General features: G+C 50.5%; 15 protein-coding genes. 7 read left to right on the top strand and 8 right to left on the bottom strand.

What is annotated here, in order from left to right; genetic code table 11:
* Positions 1-49: 49 nt before the first annotated feature.
* Genes D8682_RS01650 through D8682_RS01640 form a run of 3 tightly spaced genes read left to right on the top strand, consistent with a single transcriptional unit; the run spans position 50 to position 6,032 of the window.
* On the top strand, positions 50-1,228 hold the full coding sequence (locus D8682_RS01650; protein WP_121813329.1) for a DUF2169 domain-containing protein: 1,179 nt from the start codon (positions 50-52) through the stop codon (positions 1,226-1,228).
* Between the two features lie 2 nt (positions 1,229-1,230).
* The gene (locus D8682_RS01645; protein WP_121813328.1) at positions 1,231-5,652 is read left to right on the top strand and encodes a PAAR-like domain-containing protein; all 4,422 of its coding nucleotides are present in this window, start codon (positions 1,231-1,233) and stop codon (positions 5,650-5,652) included.
* A 2-nt stretch (positions 5,653-5,654) separates the two neighbouring features.
* Entirely contained in the window at positions 5,655-6,032 is a 378-nt protein-coding gene (locus tag D8682_RS01640) for a hypothetical protein (protein WP_121813327.1), read from the top strand.
* 66 nt (positions 6,033-6,098) lie between these two features.
* Here the strand turns inward: D8682_RS01640 and D8682_RS01635 are convergent, their stop codons facing one another.
* Entirely contained in the window at positions 6,099-6,368 is a 270-nt protein-coding gene (locus D8682_RS01635) for a SymE family type I addiction module toxin (RefSeq protein WP_255424173.1), read from the bottom strand.
* 81 nt (positions 6,369-6,449) lie between these two features.
* Between D8682_RS01635 and D8682_RS01630 the strand changes: the two genes are divergently transcribed.
* On the top strand, positions 6,450-7,994 hold the full coding sequence (locus D8682_RS01630; protein ID WP_238392806.1) for a toxin C-terminal domain-containing protein: 1,545 nt from the start codon (positions 6,450-6,452) through the stop codon (positions 7,992-7,994).
* Positions 7,995-7,997: 3 nt separating this feature from the next.
* Entirely contained in the window at positions 7,998-8,453 is a 456-nt protein-coding gene (locus tag D8682_RS01625; RefSeq protein WP_121813324.1) for a hypothetical protein, read from the top strand.
* Between the two features lie 45 nt (positions 8,454-8,498).
* Here D8682_RS01625 and D8682_RS27315 read toward each other — a convergent pair whose 3' ends face one another.
* From D8682_RS27315 to D8682_RS01610, 3 genes are all read right to left on the bottom strand, one after another.
* Positions 8,499-8,627, bottom strand: coding sequence for a hypothetical protein (locus tag D8682_RS27315; RefSeq protein WP_255424159.1), 129 nt, complete (start codon positions 8,625-8,627; stop codon positions 8,499-8,501).
* Between the two features lie 143 nt (positions 8,628-8,770).
* Entirely contained in the window at positions 8,771-10,672 is a 1,902-nt protein-coding gene (locus tag D8682_RS01615) for a diguanylate cyclase (protein ID WP_121813322.1), read from the bottom strand.
* Between the two features lie 104 nt (positions 10,673-10,776).
* The gene (locus D8682_RS01610) at positions 10,777-11,811 is read right to left on the bottom strand and encodes a Mal regulon transcriptional regulator MalI (protein ID WP_064547234.1); all 1,035 of its coding nucleotides are present in this window, start codon (positions 11,809-11,811) and stop codon (positions 10,777-10,779) included.
* A gap of 174 nt (positions 11,812-11,985) precedes the next feature.
* Between D8682_RS01610 and malX the strand changes: the two genes are divergently transcribed.
* Positions 11,986-13,578 (top strand): maltose/glucose-specific PTS transporter subunit IIBC, encoded by a 1,593-nt coding sequence (gene malX, locus D8682_RS01605; RefSeq protein WP_064547236.1) that lies wholly within the window; start codon positions 11,986-11,988, stop codon positions 13,576-13,578.
* A gap of 41 nt (positions 13,579-13,619) precedes the next feature.
* Entirely contained in the window at positions 13,620-14,792 is a 1,173-nt protein-coding gene (locus tag D8682_RS01600) for a MalY/PatB family protein (RefSeq protein WP_121813321.1), read from the top strand.
* 216 nt (positions 14,793-15,008) lie between these two features.
* Here the strand turns inward: D8682_RS01600 and D8682_RS01595 are convergent, their stop codons facing one another.
* From D8682_RS01595 to D8682_RS01580, 4 genes are all read right to left on the bottom strand, one after another.
* Positions 15,009-15,389, bottom strand: coding sequence for a S24 family peptidase (locus D8682_RS01595; RefSeq protein WP_121813320.1), 381 nt, complete (start codon positions 15,387-15,389; stop codon positions 15,009-15,011).
* A gap of 84 nt (positions 15,390-15,473) precedes the next feature.
* Positions 15,474-15,884 carry a tail fiber assembly protein gene (locus tag D8682_RS01590; RefSeq protein WP_121813319.1) on the bottom strand — a complete coding sequence of 137 codons (411 nt, stop codon included), beginning with the start codon at positions 15,882-15,884 and terminating at the stop codon, positions 15,474-15,476.
* Position 15,885: 1 nt separating this feature from the next.
* Entirely contained in the window at positions 15,886-16,683 is a 798-nt protein-coding gene (locus tag D8682_RS01585; protein WP_121813318.1) for a hypothetical protein, read from the bottom strand.
* A 2-nt stretch (positions 16,684-16,685) separates the two neighbouring features.
* A complete protein-coding gene (locus D8682_RS01580) occupies positions 16,686-17,324 on the bottom strand; it encodes a DUF2612 domain-containing protein (RefSeq protein WP_121813317.1) in 639 nt (212 codons plus the stop codon).
* Position 17,325 lies beyond the last annotated feature (1 nt).

Raw genomic sequence — 17,325 nt, 5'->3', positions numbered from 1 at the left:
CATAAATAGATACGCATTCTTTTATTTCAGAAAAAGGAAAGGAATATATATGGAATTCCGTAATCGGACTCCATTTTCAGTGATGGAATACGCAATGGATGATAAGCATAACGAACGTCATCGGGTGGTTGCCATGAAAACCGGCTTCCGGCTGGTACAGGATGCTGAGGGACTGTGGCAGGCACTACTGATGGAAAACCCGGTGCTACCGTTATGTGTGGAAGATGAATATGCCGGTGAAATGAACCTTTCCCCGGTGCTGCGTGAAAGTGACCTCGCCCCGCTGAAACCTCTCTGCGATATCATCGTCAACGGTACCGCTTATACACCTGGCGGGGCTGCCGCGCAGGAAATGACGGCAGGTATACAGATGTACTCACCTTCAGGCGAAGTACTGGTGGACAAGAAACTGCAGGTAACCGGCAGACGCTTTTACCAGCGCCAGGCGCTAACCGGGGAGTGGTATGAAACAGAGCCGGAGCCATTTACTTCCCTGCCGCTGGATTACCGTTACGCCTTTGGCGGCGAGTGTCGCATAGAGGCTGATAGTCATCACGCTGAGCGCATTCCCGAAGAATACCTCCTGACAGATGTGCAACGCCGCGAACATCCCGACCAGAACAACCCACCGCTGGCGCATATGGCCTGCCCGGTGAACCCTTTGGGGCTGGGTTACATGCAGCCATGGTATCTGCACGCCTGCGAGGTTCAGCAGGTTGAAGCTCCCTGTATCATCGCGCTGGACGCCCCCTTTACCCTCAAACAATTCGTTGCCTGCCTTGACGGGAAAGCCGACTGGTTTGCTTCCGAATATCAGCCTGCCGGCTTTGGTTGTATCGGTCGCGCCTGGTTGCCACGCCTGCCGCTGGCAGGAACCTACGACCAGCAATGGCTGGAAACGCAGCACCCCGACCTGCCGGATGATTTTGATTTTGGCTACTGGAATGGAGCACCGCATACCCAGCAGATTCGGTATCCCGAACCGGGACCAGAATTTGTGCTGACAGGCTTTCACCCGGATGGGGATATCCGTTTTATCCTTCCAGCGCATCAGGCAATGGTGTTACTCCGAATGAACATCGGTGGGCTGATACCACAACTGTTATGGATAGATACCCTGGCAATAAATACCGACACGTTCACTGTCGCACTGACCTGGCGCTACCGGCTACCCGTCCGCAATGATATCCGGGTAATGGAAGCCCGCTATCGCACCGAAGGGAAATGAATATGGCGATTAATTATATTGCACGCCAGGACATCCAGTGGCTGGTGATCAGTACCAAACCCGATGTCTGTAAGACACCCATGGGTCCAGCAATTCCCCCGGTCCCCTATCCAGTAACGGCTAGCATGGCCGATGCCATGAATGTGATCCCTAATGTGAGGGCGAATGGCGGCCCGCTGCTGGTACTTGATCAGAGCTTCATGCCCCGGACAAAAGGAGATGAAGCTGGTATCGCGAAGGGAGTGTCGAGTGGCACCGTCGGTGATATCTGCGAACCGCTGGCACACAGTCAGACCGTGCGGGCTGGGGGGAAACCCGTTTTGCGTCATGACGATATATTCTGGATGAATGCCCGTAATACCACGGGCATTATTGTTGGCCAGCCTCCGGCAGCGATTGTATCTGCCCACAATGCTGACCCTGCCATTCAGACTGAAACTGCAGAGGAAAAGGGGTTCTTTCAATCCCTGTTAACATCATATGTCGAGTATCAGCTTCAAAAGGCTCGGGCAATAGCCGACACGGCAAACTCTGTTCAGAACGCGACCACAGATTTTTTCACCGACCATACGCCTGACGATGTTATGAATAGCCAGGCAATAGGTGCAATGCTGAGTGCTGGGAGTTATTACAATATGTCTGCTGAAACGGCGCGGAACATTGCCGAGCAGATAGGCGGAGAGGCGCTTGAAAACTTTAATACTATAGACACACCGCAGAACCGGGCGCTAATGCAGGCAGTTCAGGGAATGATGATGGCATATTCTCTGCGATCTGCGGGGGGCATAGACATGGATGGTGCCAGGGTCAAAGGAAAAACAAAGGGTCAGGCAGGAGAAGGGGAAAACTTTTCATTATCTTTTTGCACCAAAGCGGGTGAGCCTGTTGATGTGGTAACTGGCGATTTTCTTCAGCAACTGAGTGTCCTGGCCCTGCCAGGCACCTTGCCTCTACCCCTCTCGCGCACCTACCGTTCGCAAGCCAGAACTGGTGGTCTGTTCGGCCCGAAATGGACCGATGAATGGTCTACATCTCTGACGGTACACGACGGTGATTTACACTTCACCGACCACGAAGGCGTGGTGCTCTATTACCCCATTCCTCAGGACGGTATTTTCCACGAAGCTGTTAACTCTCGTCAGACGCATTACCGTTTGATGGGGGATATTCGCGATAAACTGTCCGTTTTTGACCGTCGTTCGCAACAGACCCAGGTGTTTTCCCCGGCAGGCTGCGGAACTTATTTACTCTCCACTATTTATGACCGTTACGGCAACCGCATTGACTTTATCCGCACAGATGATCTGCTGACTGAAATCCGCCACAGCGACGGTTACACGCTCGCCCTTGACTGGCAGAACCGGCAACTGATGAGCATTGACCTGGTCACCCCTCAACGCCAGCGCCTTGTCACCTGCCACTATGACAGCAACGGTTTTCTCGCTGAATGCGACACCTTCCAGTTCACCCATCTGTGGCACGAATACTCTCCTGAAGGGTTTATGACCCGCTGGCGGGATACGGATAAAACCTGTGTCGATATCAGCTATGACATGCAGGGCTGGGTCATCAGCACACAGTCAACCGAAGGCTATTACAGTGACCACTTTATCTATAACGATGAAGAAAAATGTACCACCTACCAGGATGCGGAGGGCGGAGAAACCCGTTACTGGTACAACGAAGATCGCCTGGTTACCCGCAGCACCGACCCGCTGGGACGGGAAGAAATCACGGTGTGGGAGAACACCCAGCTTCAGTCACGCACCGATGCCCTTGGGCGCACCACTGAATATCACTATAACGATGAAGGCGATATCCGCCATGTCGCCCTCCCCGGCGGCCACAGTCTCTGGTACGAGTACAACGACGCCGGACAGCTCACCCGCCTGACCACACCGGGCGACCAGCAATGGCTGTGGGCTTACGACGAGCTCGGCAGCGTGGTCAGCCTCACTGACCCGCAGGGCCGGAGCCAGCAGTTCAGCTACAGCGAACAGGGCGATTTACAGGCTCATATTCTTCCCGGCGGCGCGACCTGGCGCTGGAGCCATGATGCCCTGCACCAGGTGCGCGAAACCACTGCCCCGAATGGCGGTATCACACACACAGAACAGGATATGCTGGGCCGTCTGCTGAGCGTCAAAGACCCGCTGGGCTTCACCACGCAGTTCCGCCACAGCAAAAAACATGCCGGGCCACAGGGTAGCATCGAGGAAATTAACCGCCCCGACGGTGTGCGCGAACTGATGCGTCAGAACAGTGAAAAACTGCCCGAAAGCTTCACTGACGGGGAAGGAAAAACCACCCGTTATGAATACGGTGCATTCGACCTGCTGACGGCGGTGATACGCCCGGATGGCGAACGGCTGGAATGCCGTTACGATAAACTCACCCGCCTGACTGAAATCATCAACGCCGCCGGTGAGCACTACCGTCTGACCTACGACAAAGCCGGGCAACTTATTGCGGAAACCGACTTTACCGGCAGAACGCTGAATTACCGCTACGACGCCGCAGGCCGCTGTATCTGCACTTCTTTCCCGGATGGCGCCCACCTTAACCGGGTATATAACGTCACCGACCAGGTCGTACGCGAAGACGTCACTCAGGGCGACAGCACCCGCGTACTCAGCACCACCCTCTTCCGCTATGACACCCTCTGCCGTCTGGTCGAAGCAAAGAACGATGATGCCACTGTCATCTATGAATATGACGAGGCCGGTCGCCTCTGTGCCGAAACCATTAACGGCAGACGTACCGAGTACCGGTTCGATGCACAACAGGATTATGTCACGCAGCGCACCACTGCGGGTATTACCGAACACTTCACCCGTGGATTAATGGGAGAGCTGACACAGTGGCAGATAGCAGACCAAGCGCCACTGACCTTCACCCACGACCTGCGCGGCCACGAAATCACCCGACAGAATGACACCGGCTTCCGCCAGCAACTGGATTACACACCAACTGGGATGCTGACGCAGCAACAGGTCGGCAATCCGGCAGAGCTGAATCCGCACGACCGGCGCAACAAAACCCTGCAACGCCAGTGGCTGTACGACAAGGCTTACAACCTGACGATGATTGCCGACTCACTGCGCGGTACCGCAGTTCACACCCTGACCGCGAACGACCAGATAAGCCACGCCACCTGGACCGGCAGCAGCAGTGTGCCAATGCGCGAAGAGCGCTTCACTTATGACCAGAACCTCAATATCACCCGCCGCCAGACCTGGGTGAATGACGTACTGGAAAGCGAAGCCTACCAGCAACAGCAGCATAGCCGGGTCGCATCGCGGGAGCACAAAGCCTGGCGGCACACCACCTCACGCATCAACCCCGACAGCGGGAAACCGGAAGACGGAAAATTTGTCCGGGTGGTGAACGAACACAACATCACCTGGAAATACGATGTTAACGGGCGTCTGGTGGAAAAACTGGTGGATAAAGGCGGCTATCGCCCTCTCCAGTGGCGCTACCGCTGGGATGCCCGAAGCCAGCTCACCGCGCTGGAAACCCCGGACGGCGAACGCTGGGAATACCGCTATGACCCGTCTGGCAGGCGCATCAGCAAACGCTGCACCAACCGCGAGAAAACCGGTTACGACTTCCACTGGAATGGCGACCAGCTGACCGAAGAAATCCCGGTGTATGCCGGTGGCACCCCGGCATATGACGACAGTATCCGCTGGATTTACGAGCCAGGCAGTTTCACACCACTGGCGCGTTATGAGAAAGGACAGTTGCACTATGCGGTAACCGATACGGTCGGTCGTATTCAGGAGTTACTGACCGAACACGGCACCATCGTCTGGCGCGGCAAGCAACAGCTCTGGGGTCGGGAAGAAAGTGCTAACGATGACAACCTGAGTTGCAGACTGCGCTTTCCGGGGCAATACGAAGACACAGAATCCGGGTTGCACTACAACCGCTTCCGTTACTATGATAGTGAGGCGGGGCAGTACATTTCAGCAGACCCTATCGGCTTGGCGGGTGGGCTGAATCCTTACGGGTATGTGGCGAATCCGCTGAGGTGGGTTGATCCGTTAGGATTGGCTTGTGTTTGTCCGGCTTACAGTGGAAAACTTTCTGCTAAAGCATCAGAAATGAGAGCATTAACTCGTGGTTCCAAAGAATGGAATCAGGCTATTAAAGATATGCAGTCTGCTGTAGCCAGAGGCGACAAATTCCAAGTAAAAGTACAGTCAAGCTCTGATGCCAAAGCACTTTTGCATGAAGCACAAGGAAATATGAATCGTTATAAAGCCCATACACAAAGTGCTCGACCTGATGGTGTACCAAAATACCCTAAAGGATATGAACAACATATGGGGCCAGAAGGTGGGCTTGGAGATTCACCACATATTAAGTGGTATAACAATGGAACGGATGGTCATATTTTTTATGACATACCGAATTGATAATGAAAAATAAATATACATTTAAACTCCTTGAGGAAAAGGACGTTTATTCTGGTTCAAATAAGAATGAATTATTTACTTCAATGTTGGAATTAACTAAAAATGCCAGTTTAATTCAACCAATAGAAACGTTTAGTTCGTTGCAGGATAAATTATCTGATGACCATTATTATTTGGCGCACAACATTGTTTTTCGTAAAGGAGGAAAGGTTACTTTTCAAGGTGAGATAATGGTTGTAACTAGAAAAAACCTAATGGACTTTTTGAAAAAATCAATTGAAGTTAATGACTTGAGGAGTTTTTTAATATCCCCTATTTTTGATGAATATCCAAGTTATGTTGTATCAGTTAATGATGAGTCATTTTATTTTTTTAAGTGATTTGTAGCTGGAAATTAAAATAGTCGGGTGCGATAAAAATGTTCCCGACTATTTTATTATCTAACGCTAGATACCTATCCCTCGGAGCGCCGCTTTAGCGTTGCTCTTCATATCCCGGTTAGCCTGTTTAATATCCCGCAGTTGCTGGTGCAGCGCTTCCTGCTCATGTTTCAGGTCGTCCACTTCCTCGCTGTCTTTAATAAGCACAATACAGCCATCAGCTATTTTCACTGTAAGATGTGCGCCCGTCTCAAACCCCGCCTCTTTCAGCCATTTACCCTTTAAATGAATATTCGGTGTACCGGTATCGCCCCGGTTCGGCACATAGCCAACAATATAACGGCGCTGCGCTTTGGAAATCCCTGATTCTTAAATACAATCGTGCTCAGCCATAATTAACTACCTTCTTAGTTGCCTGTGGTCAGCGGCGCTGTTGAGTACCGGTTCGATGCACAACAGGATTATGTCACGAAGCGCACCTCTGCGGGTATTACCGAATACTTCACCCGTGGATTAATGGGAGAGCTGACACAGTGGCAGATAGCAGACCAAGCGCCACTGACCTTCACCCACGACCTGCGCGGCCACGAAATCACCCGACAGAGTGACACCGGCTTCCGTCAGCAACTGGGTTACACACCAACCGGGATGCTGACGCAGCAGCGCGCCGGCAGTAACACTGAACCAGACGCCCGCAATAAAGACCTGCAACGTCAGTGGCTGTACGACAAGGCTTACAACCTGACAATGATTGCCGACTCACTGCGCGGTACCGCAGTTCACACCCTGACCGCGAACGACCAGATAAGCCACTCCACCTGGACCGGCAGCAGCAGTGTGCCAATGCGCGAAGAACGCTTCACCTATGACCAGAACCTCAATATCACCCGCCGCCAGACCTGGGTGAATGACGTAATGGAAAGCGAAGCCTACCAGCAACAGCAGCATAGCCGGGTCGCATCGCGGGAGCACAAAGCCTGGCGGCACACCACCTCACGCATCAACCCCGACAGCGGGAAACCGGAAGACGGAAATTTTGTCCGGGTGGTGAACGAACACAACATCACCTGGAAATATGATGTTAACGGGCGTCTGGTGGAAAAACTGGTGGATAAAGGCGGCTATCACCCTCTCCAGTGGCGCTACCGCTGGGATGCCCGAAGCCAGCTCACCGCGCTGGAAACCCCGGACGGCGAACGCTGGGAATACCGCTACGACCCGTCTGGCAGGCGCATCAGCAAACGTTGCACTAACCGCCAGAAAACCGGTTACGACTTCCACTGGAATGGCGACCAGCTGACCGAAGAAATCCCGGTGTATGCCGGTGGCACTCCGGCGTATGACGACAGTATTCGCTGGATTTACGAGCCAGGCAGTTTCACACCACTGGCGCGTTATGAGAAAGGACAGTTGCACTATGCCGTCACAGACACTGTCGGTCGTATTCAGGAATTACTGACCGAAGACGGCACCATCGTCTGGCGCGGCAAGCAACAGCTCTGGGGTCGGGAAGAAAGTGCTAACGATGACAACCTGAGTTGCAGGTTACGCTTTCCGGGGCAATACGAAGACACAGAATCCGGCTTGCACTACAACCGCTCCCGTTACTATGATAGTGAGACGGGGCAGTATATTTCGGCAGACCCGATAGGGCTGGCGGGGGGAGTGAATCCTTACGGATATGTGCATAATCCGCTGGGGTGGATAGACCCGCTGGGGCTGGCTTGTTGTCCGCCGAAGGTCAAAGCGGAAGAGCTTGGCTATGCAAAAATAAATGAACGTTCTCATGGGCAGTCTATTTTTTATAACAGTAAAGCGCCAAAAAACATGAGGTATATAACTCCTGATGTCGATGGGCATAATGGCGATTTCTGGAAAGCAGCAGACAACGTTAAGAATCTAGGCTCTAGAAAAACGCGAGCAGGGACTTTCGATATAGATCTTAATAGAATAGGTGATTAGTGAATGCTTTATTCATATAGAATAACGAAATACTTTGAATCAAATACAAATGGAAACTTAATTTCTAACGAAGATGAATGGACTAGTTTTTCTGACGTAGGTGAGAATGTGTCGCTTGAAGAATATCTCAAAGTTGAAAATGCTTACCTGGATGTAATCACTTCTGCATGTGAACATCTTCACGTTAGTAAATTAAAAGTCATTGATTTAGAATGCATTAATGGTGACCACTCTAGTTTTAATGGCCAGTTTTTGACAATTGAAAATGCATGTGCATTAGCACGAAGCATCTTGAAGGAAGAAGTATGGTGTAAATTGACATCCACAGATATTGAGTTTCACTTTGGGTATGATTTTTATATGTATTTAGTTTCCAATATGGAATTTTCTAATTTCTTCAAAAAGACAGGGTTTACTAACATATTAAATATCGAGAAATTTAAGTCACCTTATCTATAGCAAAACTGACAGGAAAGATCATCCCGACCTTTCCTGCTTTTTCATTTAACTCGCTATGCCCTGTAGTACCGATTTAATATTCAGATTAGCCAGCTTAATATCCCGTAGTTGCTGACGCAGGGCTTCCTGCTCATGCTTCAGCGCGTCAACTTCTTCGCTGTCTTTAATAATCACAATGCAGCTGTCAGCTATTTTAACAGTGAAATGTGGGTACTCGGCTGCATGTCGAGGATGCTCAAACACTGGAAGTACGACCGGTTCAGTTTGACAAAGCCGCCTACGAGAAGCTGTTTTATCCGGTAATCTAACGCCGCAAACTAGCCGGTAAAGACCTCGACCGCGTTCTTGCCACCTTTCTTGGCGCGATACATGGCCTCATCGGCAAAGTGCAGTAAATCATGCACGTTATCGGCCAGGTCTGGGTAAATCACCACACCAATGCTTGATGAGATATCCAGCGCTACGCCATTATCCATCACAAAAGGTTGTTCCAATAAAGCACGGATCCTTTCCGCTACCCTCACCGCTTCGTCCAGACTCTGGGCATCAGGCAACAGAACGACAAACTCATCACCACCAATGCGTGAGACGATATCGGACGCGCGTAGTACGCTACTCATGCGAGATGCAGCCTGAGTAAGCAGCCAGTCACCGGTCTTGTGCCCATGCAAATCATTTACTGCCTTGAATTTGTCGAGATCAATGAAAAGCAGCGATAACTTCTGCTGTTTCAATTTCGCCTGAGCAAGCGTTTTGCCAAGGCGTTCTTCTAACATACGGCGGTTAGGCAACCCAGTCAGTTGGTCGAAAAATGCCATTTTTCGAATGGCATCCTCAGCGGCCTTTCTTGCCTCTGTTTGTTCATGCAGTTCGGTGACATCCGTGGACAAGCCAATCACCGCAGGAAGTTGATCCGGTATTCTCACCAGCTCTTTTATCGTCGAAAAGTAGCGGCGTTCCCCTTGCGGGTTAATCATCATCTCAGTACAGAGTTGCCTATTGCCAGTCTCTAGCACCTGTTTGTCCGTCGCCCAGAAATCATCGACTAACTTTTGCGGAAGAATATCCTTATCCCGGCGACCGATTATCTGTTCCACAGGAAGCCCAAACAGCTCGGCAGTTTTCGAATTAACATAGCTGAAACGTCGATCGCTGGTCTTTAAGTAAACACAGGCATCCACGGAGTTGAGAACCAAATCCAGCAGGGTACGCTGGGCCTTATTCTGGCGAAAAATATCCATCAACAGCACTTGCAAGAAACTGACGCAAATAAAAACAAATACCGAAATCGCCACCTGTATTCGCCACTCAAACAGGTATTCATTCGGGCTTTCACCCACCAGCTGCATCCATTGACCAAGATGCAGTGGAGTTAACACCACCAGCCTTTCCACACCGTCAACTGGAGACTGGTAATACTTCACGTCCGGCCCATAACGTGTGTTTTGAAAATATCTGTCTCTGATGGCTGGCAGCGCCAAACTATGTTCCTCAACGGGAACACGTGAATAAGCATAGCGATACAGGACCTGCCGGGTGTGGTTATCAAAAATAGATAACACACCGTTTTTGCCCAGATCGAATCCCCGAGCGGTATCCGCGTAAAGCAGCATAGACAAACTACGCAGGCTGGTATAACCAATTACGCTGCCCAGCGGCCGTCCTTCAGGAGATGTCATCATGTGGTACATAATCATGCCGTTGCCCCCCATTTCGGGAACATACTGCCGGGATACAAAAAAGGTAGAATTCGTTCCGCCACGCTGAAAAGTTTTAAATTGCGGTAAATCCCTGAAGGACTGTGTCGCGAAGACACTGGGAGGCAGGATCAATTCCAACGGGACAACAGACTCAGACGCAATAATCTTGCCAGTCCTATCCAAAACTATGATGGAATCCAGCCCGGTTTGTTCCACTTCACCACGGATATATTCTTTCGCATATCTGAACTGTGCATCGTCCGCCACCGCTTCCCCCACCGAAGCAAGTTGGTAGCTAATCGTCCTTTCGAGTTGTTCAAAACCCCGCAAGTGCATCGACGACACATTTCTCAATGACTGCACCACACCAGATTCAATCCAGTTGTGCGACAAGTACAAGTAAATGACTAAACCACCGGCCTGAATGAGCATCACTAAAACCAGTACCCAGCGCTTTTCACCCAGGTTTGATAACACCCGACTCAGATATGATGTAAGGCTAGTCGCAAACACATTCATACAACCATTCCATGAATCCCCGATCAAATCAGGTTTTTTTAAGTATATATCACGAAGAGTATCAACAAGCTGCCAGCCGTAACCTACCGGCAATTGTGGGCGTTTTAATTTTTCCGAATGACTAATCTTGCAGGCATGATCTGACTACGAACTTCTTCGTTGTCGTTTTGTACGCGTTTAAGGATCCTTTGCCCCGCAGTGCGCCCAATTTCTCGAGCGGGTGTAGAAACCCAGGTCAGCGGTAAATCATCCAGTTCATCATCCATCACTTCAGCAAAGGCTGCCAACGCTACATGCCGGTCATAGTAGCTGTCGATACTGCCTTCTCCACTTTGCCGCCCGGCTCGCAATAATCCGAACCATGCTCCCATCGCCACGGTACTGTTGTGACAAAGCACAGCGGTAATCGTTGGATTGTGTTGCAGCAGTGTGGTAATCGCATCAGCCGCCTTTTTCTGGCTCGGCTCGCATTCGATGATCCACTCACTATGGAAAGGCAAACCGTATTTCAGCAATGTCGCGCAGTAGCCGCCGACGCGTTCGGCCCGTGTTAATGAAGAACCGTCACCACCCAGCCAGGCGATTCGCTGATGTCCGCGTTTGATAAGGTGCTCAGTCACGAGTTGCGCAGCCTGCATATTATCAGGCCTGATGATATCGGCCTCGTCGAGATAACTGGCGCGGGAGGCAAAAACTAGCGGCAGATTTTTTTGTTCCGCAATGACACGCATATCCGCGCCCTGCTCTGCAGCACCCGCCACGATAATACCGTCAACGCCTTGAGCGACCAGCATGTCGAAACAACGCTGCATATGCTGACCTTGTGCACCACTTTGCGTCAGGAACAGCAACTTCCCCTGTTTTTCCAGCTCATCGGTCAGGCCAGCGGTCAGTTCAGCATAGAACGGGTTACAGAGGTCACGCACGATGAGGCCAATAACGCCACTTTGGCCACCACGCAGTGAAACCGCCTGGCGGTTGCGCACAAATCCTAATTTTTCGATGGCTTCGCTCACGCGTAACCCCGTTGCTGGGGAAATACGCCCTTTGCCACTGAGCACCAAAGAGACCGTCGTGACAGAAACACCAGCAGCTTCGGCCACTTCGTTAATCGTGATTTTCTTTTCCTGAGTCGTCATCGGCGAGACGAACCCTCCAGTAGTGATAAAACGTTTAATCTTAGCAGGTGTATTAGGCACTCTGCCGAGCTTTGAATCTGTGATACAGCACGCAATAAAGCTTAGTAAAACGTTTTATCATCCGCTTCGTTTTGTACTGCTACTCATTTATTAACCAAGGTTCAAGGAGTCGTTATGGCGGCTAATACAACACAAAAAATTACGCTTTGGGAGTTTTTTCAAAACCTTGGCAAAACCTTTATGTTGCCCGTGGCACTGCTGTCGTTTTGCGGCATCATGCTCGGGATCGGAAGCTCACTGAGTAGCCACGACGTGGTCACTTTGCTTCCCGCATTAGGTAACCCAGTTTTACAGCTCATTTTCGTCTGGATGAGCAAAGTAGGTTCGTTTGCATTCAGCTTCCTGCCAATCATGTTCTGTATCGCTATCCCTCTTGGGCTGGCGCGTGAAAATAAAGGTGTTGCCGCATTTGCAGGTTTCGTCGGTTATGCGGTAATGAACCTGGCAGTCAACTTCTGGCTTACCGCAAAAGGCATTTTGCCTACCACCGATGCCGCGATTCTGAAGGCAAACAACATTCAAAGCATCCTTGGGATCCAGTCAATTGACACCGGTATTTTAGGTGCAGTGATTGTCGGGGTGATTGTTTTCCTGCTTCATGAACGTTTCCACAATGTGCGTCTGCCTGATGCGCTGGCGTTCTTTGGCGGTACACGCTTTGTGCCCATCATCACCACGGTGGTGATGGGGCTGGTTGGGTTGGTTATCCCGTTAATTTGGCCAATTTTTGCCGCAGGCATTAACGCGCTGGGCAATATGATTAACAGCGCAGGTATGTTTGGGCCGATGATCTTCGGTACCGGCGAGCGTTTATTACTGCCGTTCGGTTTGCACCACATTCTGGTTGCGCTGATTCGCTTTACTGATGCTGGCGGCACCATGGATGTTTGTGGTCACAGCGTCAGCGGCGCATTGACCATCTTCCAGGCTCAACTGAGTTGCCCAAGCGTTCACGGCTTCTCTGAAAGCGCCACCCGCTTCCTGTCACAGGGTAAAATGCCAGCCTTCCTTGGTGGTTTACCTGGTGCTGCATTGGCGATGTACCACTGTGCTCGCCCAGAAAACCGCCATAAAATTAAAGGGCTGCTGATCTCTGGCGTGATTGCTTGCGTCGTTGGTGGCACCACAGAACCACTGGAATTCCTGTTCCTGTTTGTTGCTCCAGTGCTGTACGTCATCCACGCATTGCTGACTGGCCTTGGCTTTACCATTATGGCGGTGTTGGGCGTGACTATCGGCAATACCGATGGCAACATCATCGACTTCGTAGTGTTCGGGATCCTGCATGGCCTGGCGACTAAATGGTACATGGTGCCAGTCGTCGCAGCTATCTGGTTCGGCGCGTATTATGCCATCTTCCGCTTCGCGATTACTCGCTTCAATATCAAAACACCGGGTCGCGATGTTGACACTACCAGCAGCGCTGAAAAAGCGATTGCCGGTCAGGTTGGCAAGTCTGGATACAATGTTCCAGCGATGCTAGCCGCACTTGGCGGTGCGGAAAATATCGTGTCTCTCGATAACTGCATCACTCGTCTGCGTATGTCCGTAAAAGATATGTCTTTAGTCGACTCAGCCGCACTGAAGAATCTGCGCGCCATTGGTGTGGTTCAGCTTAACCAGCATAATCTGCAAGTGGTGATTGGGCCGCAGGTCCAGTCAGTGAAAGATGAAATGGCGCATCTGATGCAAACTGCTCAGGCGTAAATCACGATGGGCGCTTCGGCGCCCATTTGTTGCGAGGTGATATGTTCGATTTTTCCACCCCCGTTGACCGTCACGGAACCTGGTGTACCCAGTGGGATTATGTCGCAGACCGTTTTGGTGCCGCAGACCTCCTGCCCTTTACCATCTCCGATATGGATTTCCCTACCGCTCCGGTCATTCTGGACGCATTACAAAAGCGTTTATCTCACGGTGTATTGGGTTATAGCCGCTGGAAGAATGACGAGTTTCTTGGCGCGATTGCCCACTGGTATCAAGCTCGTTTTAACAGCGTGATAGATAAAGAAGCGGTGGTTTACGGCCCTTCTGTTATCTACATGGTTTCACAGCTGATTCGCCAGTGGTCAGCACCAGGTGACGCGGTACTGATCCATACTCCGGCTTATGATGCGTTTTACAAAGCCATCGAAGGCAACCAGCGCGAGGTCTTTAGCGCACCGTTGCATAAAACCGATGGCGGCTGGATGTGCGATATGACAGCACTCGAGGCGCAACTGGCCAAACCTGAATGCAAAATCATGTTGCTGTGCAGCCCGCAAAACCCAACCGGCAAAGTCTGGACACACAGCGAACTGGAAACCATGGCCTTGCTGTGCGAACGCCACGGCGTCCGGGTTATCAGTGATGAAATTCATATGGATATGGTGTGGGAAGGAAACCTGCACACGCCATGGTGTGAAGTAGGCAAAGGCCAGTGGGCGCTGTTCACCTCCGGTTCCAAGAGCTTCAACATTCCTGCGTTAACCGGAGCCTACGGCCTGATTAACGATGCTCATGAACGCCAGCAGTATTTGAATGTGCTGAAAGGCCAGGATGGACTGTCATCCCCTGCCATTCTGGCGGTTATCGCCCACATTGCGGCTTATCTGGAAGGTGCTGCATGGCTGGATGAACTGCGCGCTTACCTGCAAAGCAATCTTCGCTATGTGGCAGATGCGCTAAACAGTGAGTTTGCGCAACTGAACTGGCAGCCACCGGAATCAACCTATCTGGCGTGGATTGATTTTCGCCCGCTGGGTATTGATGACAACGCGCTGCAAAAAGTGCTGATCGAACAGCAAAAAGTCGCCATCATGCCGGGATATACCTACGGCGAAGAAGGCAAAGGTTTTGTGCGCCTGAATGCCGGTTGCCCACGAGTTAAGCTTGAAGAAGGTGTGAAGCGCCTGATTGCGGCAATCAAGTCGCTGCAATAAACGTCTGGGGAGGCAACTCCCCTTTTTATTTGCGCAACGTAGCTTTTTGGACACATTTGTTTTTATAATTTCACACACCCACCTTTAATACAGTAACTTACAGCAGCAGACCGCGCTCACACGTCACATGCTGCCTAAAGTCACCTCGAGTCATACCTGCCTTGCCACGCGTCGCCTGGCACAAAAATGTCACACCATTTTCACCGCGCAACTCAATCACATCACCGGCACATCGTCGAACTCACCACTCCTGGCATCGTTTAGTATCCACGTCACCACGCCGAACACCCCGTCATCCTCAAGATCATCCAGAAGAGCGAATTTCTTTTCAGGATGGTCGATTTCCTCCAGGTGAGGGATCGGCACCTTCCTGAACCTCAATACCCTGAAATCCCCCTGCAGTGTTCCAACAACTATCGAGCCATCACATGGCGTCTTGCTGCTGTCGACGACCAGTAACGCACCGCTCATGATTCCTGCGCGCCAGTGCGTACCCGCAGCCCGTACAAGATACGTAGCATGCGGGACGGTGATGCAATGATCATCTAGACTGACGCGTTTTTCTGCAAAGTCGAGCGCTGGAGATGGGAATCCCATGATAATACCCTCTGATTTATACTGTATATAATCACAGTATATTTTAACCAGAAGGTAGATCAAGGAGGTTTACACTAAACGTTCCTATTCTGGTTTCGCAGGCCAGACCGGGTTAGCAGTATCTACTTTCGTCAGCTCGTAACGGTATTTCTTCCACGCCGCCAGTTTTGGTTTGTCAGCCTCATCTATGTAGCCTCCATCACTTGCATCACGCAGAGGCGCAATCATTTCCGATGCCTCATCCAGCAAAACAATTTTTTTTCGTGAGGCGATAGCAGCGAGTTCTCCAGGCGTTAGTGGGGGAACATCAACCCATGCCGGATTACCCTGGCTATCAGCGCCCAGCATCTTACCTTCTGGCGGAGCCTGCATAAATCCATCTACAATTTTATCTGATACTTGCACAACATCTTCAGGGAATGTACCAGCAAGCTCGTAATCTTCTTTTAAGGACGCGTGGTAAAAACCGAGCGTAAATGCGGAAAAATAAAACATATCATCGTCCTATTGCGATAAATGAACCGACTGTAGCTCCGGTCGCATCATAGATGCGGGATGTTCTGGTAGCGGAGGCTCCTGTAATCGTTACTCCAGGCGTACCAGCCATTGATACATCAACGAGCATCTCTGCCGGAAATGCTGTTGGAAAAGTTAATGTGTTAGACCCGCTGTTCAAATTCCACGCATAGAACTGGATGATTAGCCCATTTGGAAGCTTGGTCCATCCGTTTTTAATATTCACGGAAAACGGAAACGCAGACATATCAGGTATCTGGTTAGTGCCGGTACCTACGTCGCGCTGTGCTGCTGTTTTCAGTCCAAGGTTTGCAAGAGCTTCCGCCACAGCAGCAGATCCGGCTGCTGCAATTTCGCTGAGGTTGCTTGCGGTCTTGAGATAACCGGTTGTTACATTGAACCACCCGGCACCACTGGTGTTTGGATTTGTGGTGTTTGAATCTACAGTGTTCTTATATTGCGTAGTGCCATCGGTTCCGAGCACTACTGCGCCCATCGGATAGCCGCCAATAGCAGTTGAAAATGCAGCATCCCAGGCATTTGTTGCGCCTGAACTGGCCCATCGCGCAAGCGCTGAAAGCTCAAATAAAATCTGATTCATATCCTGACCTTTCGGAGGTAACCCACCGGCAGATTTCAGGATCATGGTAATTGGCGGGAAGCCATCAGCATAGGATGCTGTATTATCTCCAGCTGGAGTGGTTGGCAAAATTGGCTCACGCTGACCATTAACAGCGAACGGAGTTGATTGCTTTACAGGTGCATCAGTACGATTCATATTTATTCTCTGTAAAATGTTCCATCATTAAATGGATATGCATCTGAAGCGAATCCAAAATACGGACTCACGATCTGATTGATATTAATAAGCACACCACTGGGGATGGGAACAACATCATAGTTAGTCATGATTGACTCTTCATATGGAGCCAGTTCAAACTCGAATGTTATCCCCATCGTCATATCTCGATAATTTACGCAATAAGCCCGCCCTCTTTCATAGAAGAGTATCTTTAGAAACTTATTAAGTTCCGGGATAGTGGCAATGCTAATGTTTGTAAATGCCTTACATAATATTAACGTTCGATATGCATCATCGCCAAGTCTTACGTTTGTTGTCTCTTGAACGCCGCCAAAGAATGGAGATTCATTGAATGGCGTCGGGTAATCAGGATTTGCATCATCAGCCTCACCAAAACCAAAAGAAGTACTTTCAATAGGCGCAATGATATACCGGCTAATATTTACTATCTTTCCCCACACATCAAGACCGTAAGTCTCACAAGTCGTTAAATCCCACACTCTGGTGATAAACTCATCCGTAAAATCATCAAGACTGGTAGCCTGATCAAAGGTGCTAATTATGGATAGAAGTTTTTGACTGGCAGAGTACTGGGTAAGAACGGTGTCTTGCCACATG

This window comes from Buttiauxella sp. 3AFRM03, from assembly GCF_003675305.1.
Classification (GTDB): domain Bacteria; phylum Pseudomonadota; class Gammaproteobacteria; order Enterobacterales; family Enterobacteriaceae; genus Buttiauxella; species Buttiauxella ferragutiae.
This window is presented reverse-complemented; position numbering and strand designations above follow the sequence as displayed.

Coding starts and splice junctions, on each gene's coding strand:
- D8682_RS01650 (WP_121813329.1), top strand. CDS start 50: ATGGAATTCCGTAATCGGACTCCATTTTCAGTGATGGAATACGCAATG.
- D8682_RS01645 (WP_121813328.1), top strand. CDS start 1,231: ATGGCGATTAATTATATTGCACGCCAGGACATCCAGTGGCTGGTGATC.
- D8682_RS01640 (WP_121813327.1), top strand. CDS start 5,655: ATGAAAAATAAATATACATTTAAACTCCTTGAGGAAAAGGACGTTTAT.
- D8682_RS01625 (WP_121813324.1), top strand. CDS start 7,998: ATGCTTTATTCATATAGAATAACGAAATACTTTGAATCAAATACAAAT.
- D8682_RS01615 (WP_121813322.1), bottom strand. CDS start 10,672: ATGAATGTGTTTGCGACTAGCCTTACATCATATCTGAGTCGGGTGTTA.
- D8682_RS01610 (WP_064547234.1), bottom strand. CDS start 11,811: ATGACGACTCAGGAAAAGAAAATCACGATTAACGAAGTGGCCGAAGCT.
- malX (WP_064547236.1), top strand. CDS start 11,986: ATGGCGGCTAATACAACACAAAAAATTACGCTTTGGGAGTTTTTTCAA.
- D8682_RS01600 (WP_121813321.1), top strand. CDS start 13,620: ATGTTCGATTTTTCCACCCCCGTTGACCGTCACGGAACCTGGTGTACC.
- D8682_RS01595 (WP_121813320.1), bottom strand. CDS start 15,389: ATGGGATTCCCATCTCCAGCGCTCGACTTTGCAGAAAAACGCGTCAGT.
- D8682_RS01590 (WP_121813319.1), bottom strand. CDS start 15,884: ATGTTTTATTTTTCCGCATTTACGCTCGGTTTTTACCACGCGTCCTTA.
- D8682_RS01585 (WP_121813318.1), bottom strand. CDS start 16,683: ATGAATCGTACTGATGCACCTGTAAAGCAATCAACTCCGTTCGCTGTT.
- D8682_RS01580 (WP_121813317.1), bottom strand. CDS start 17,324: ATGTGGCAAGACACCGTTCTTACCCAGTACTCTGCCAGTCAAAAACTT.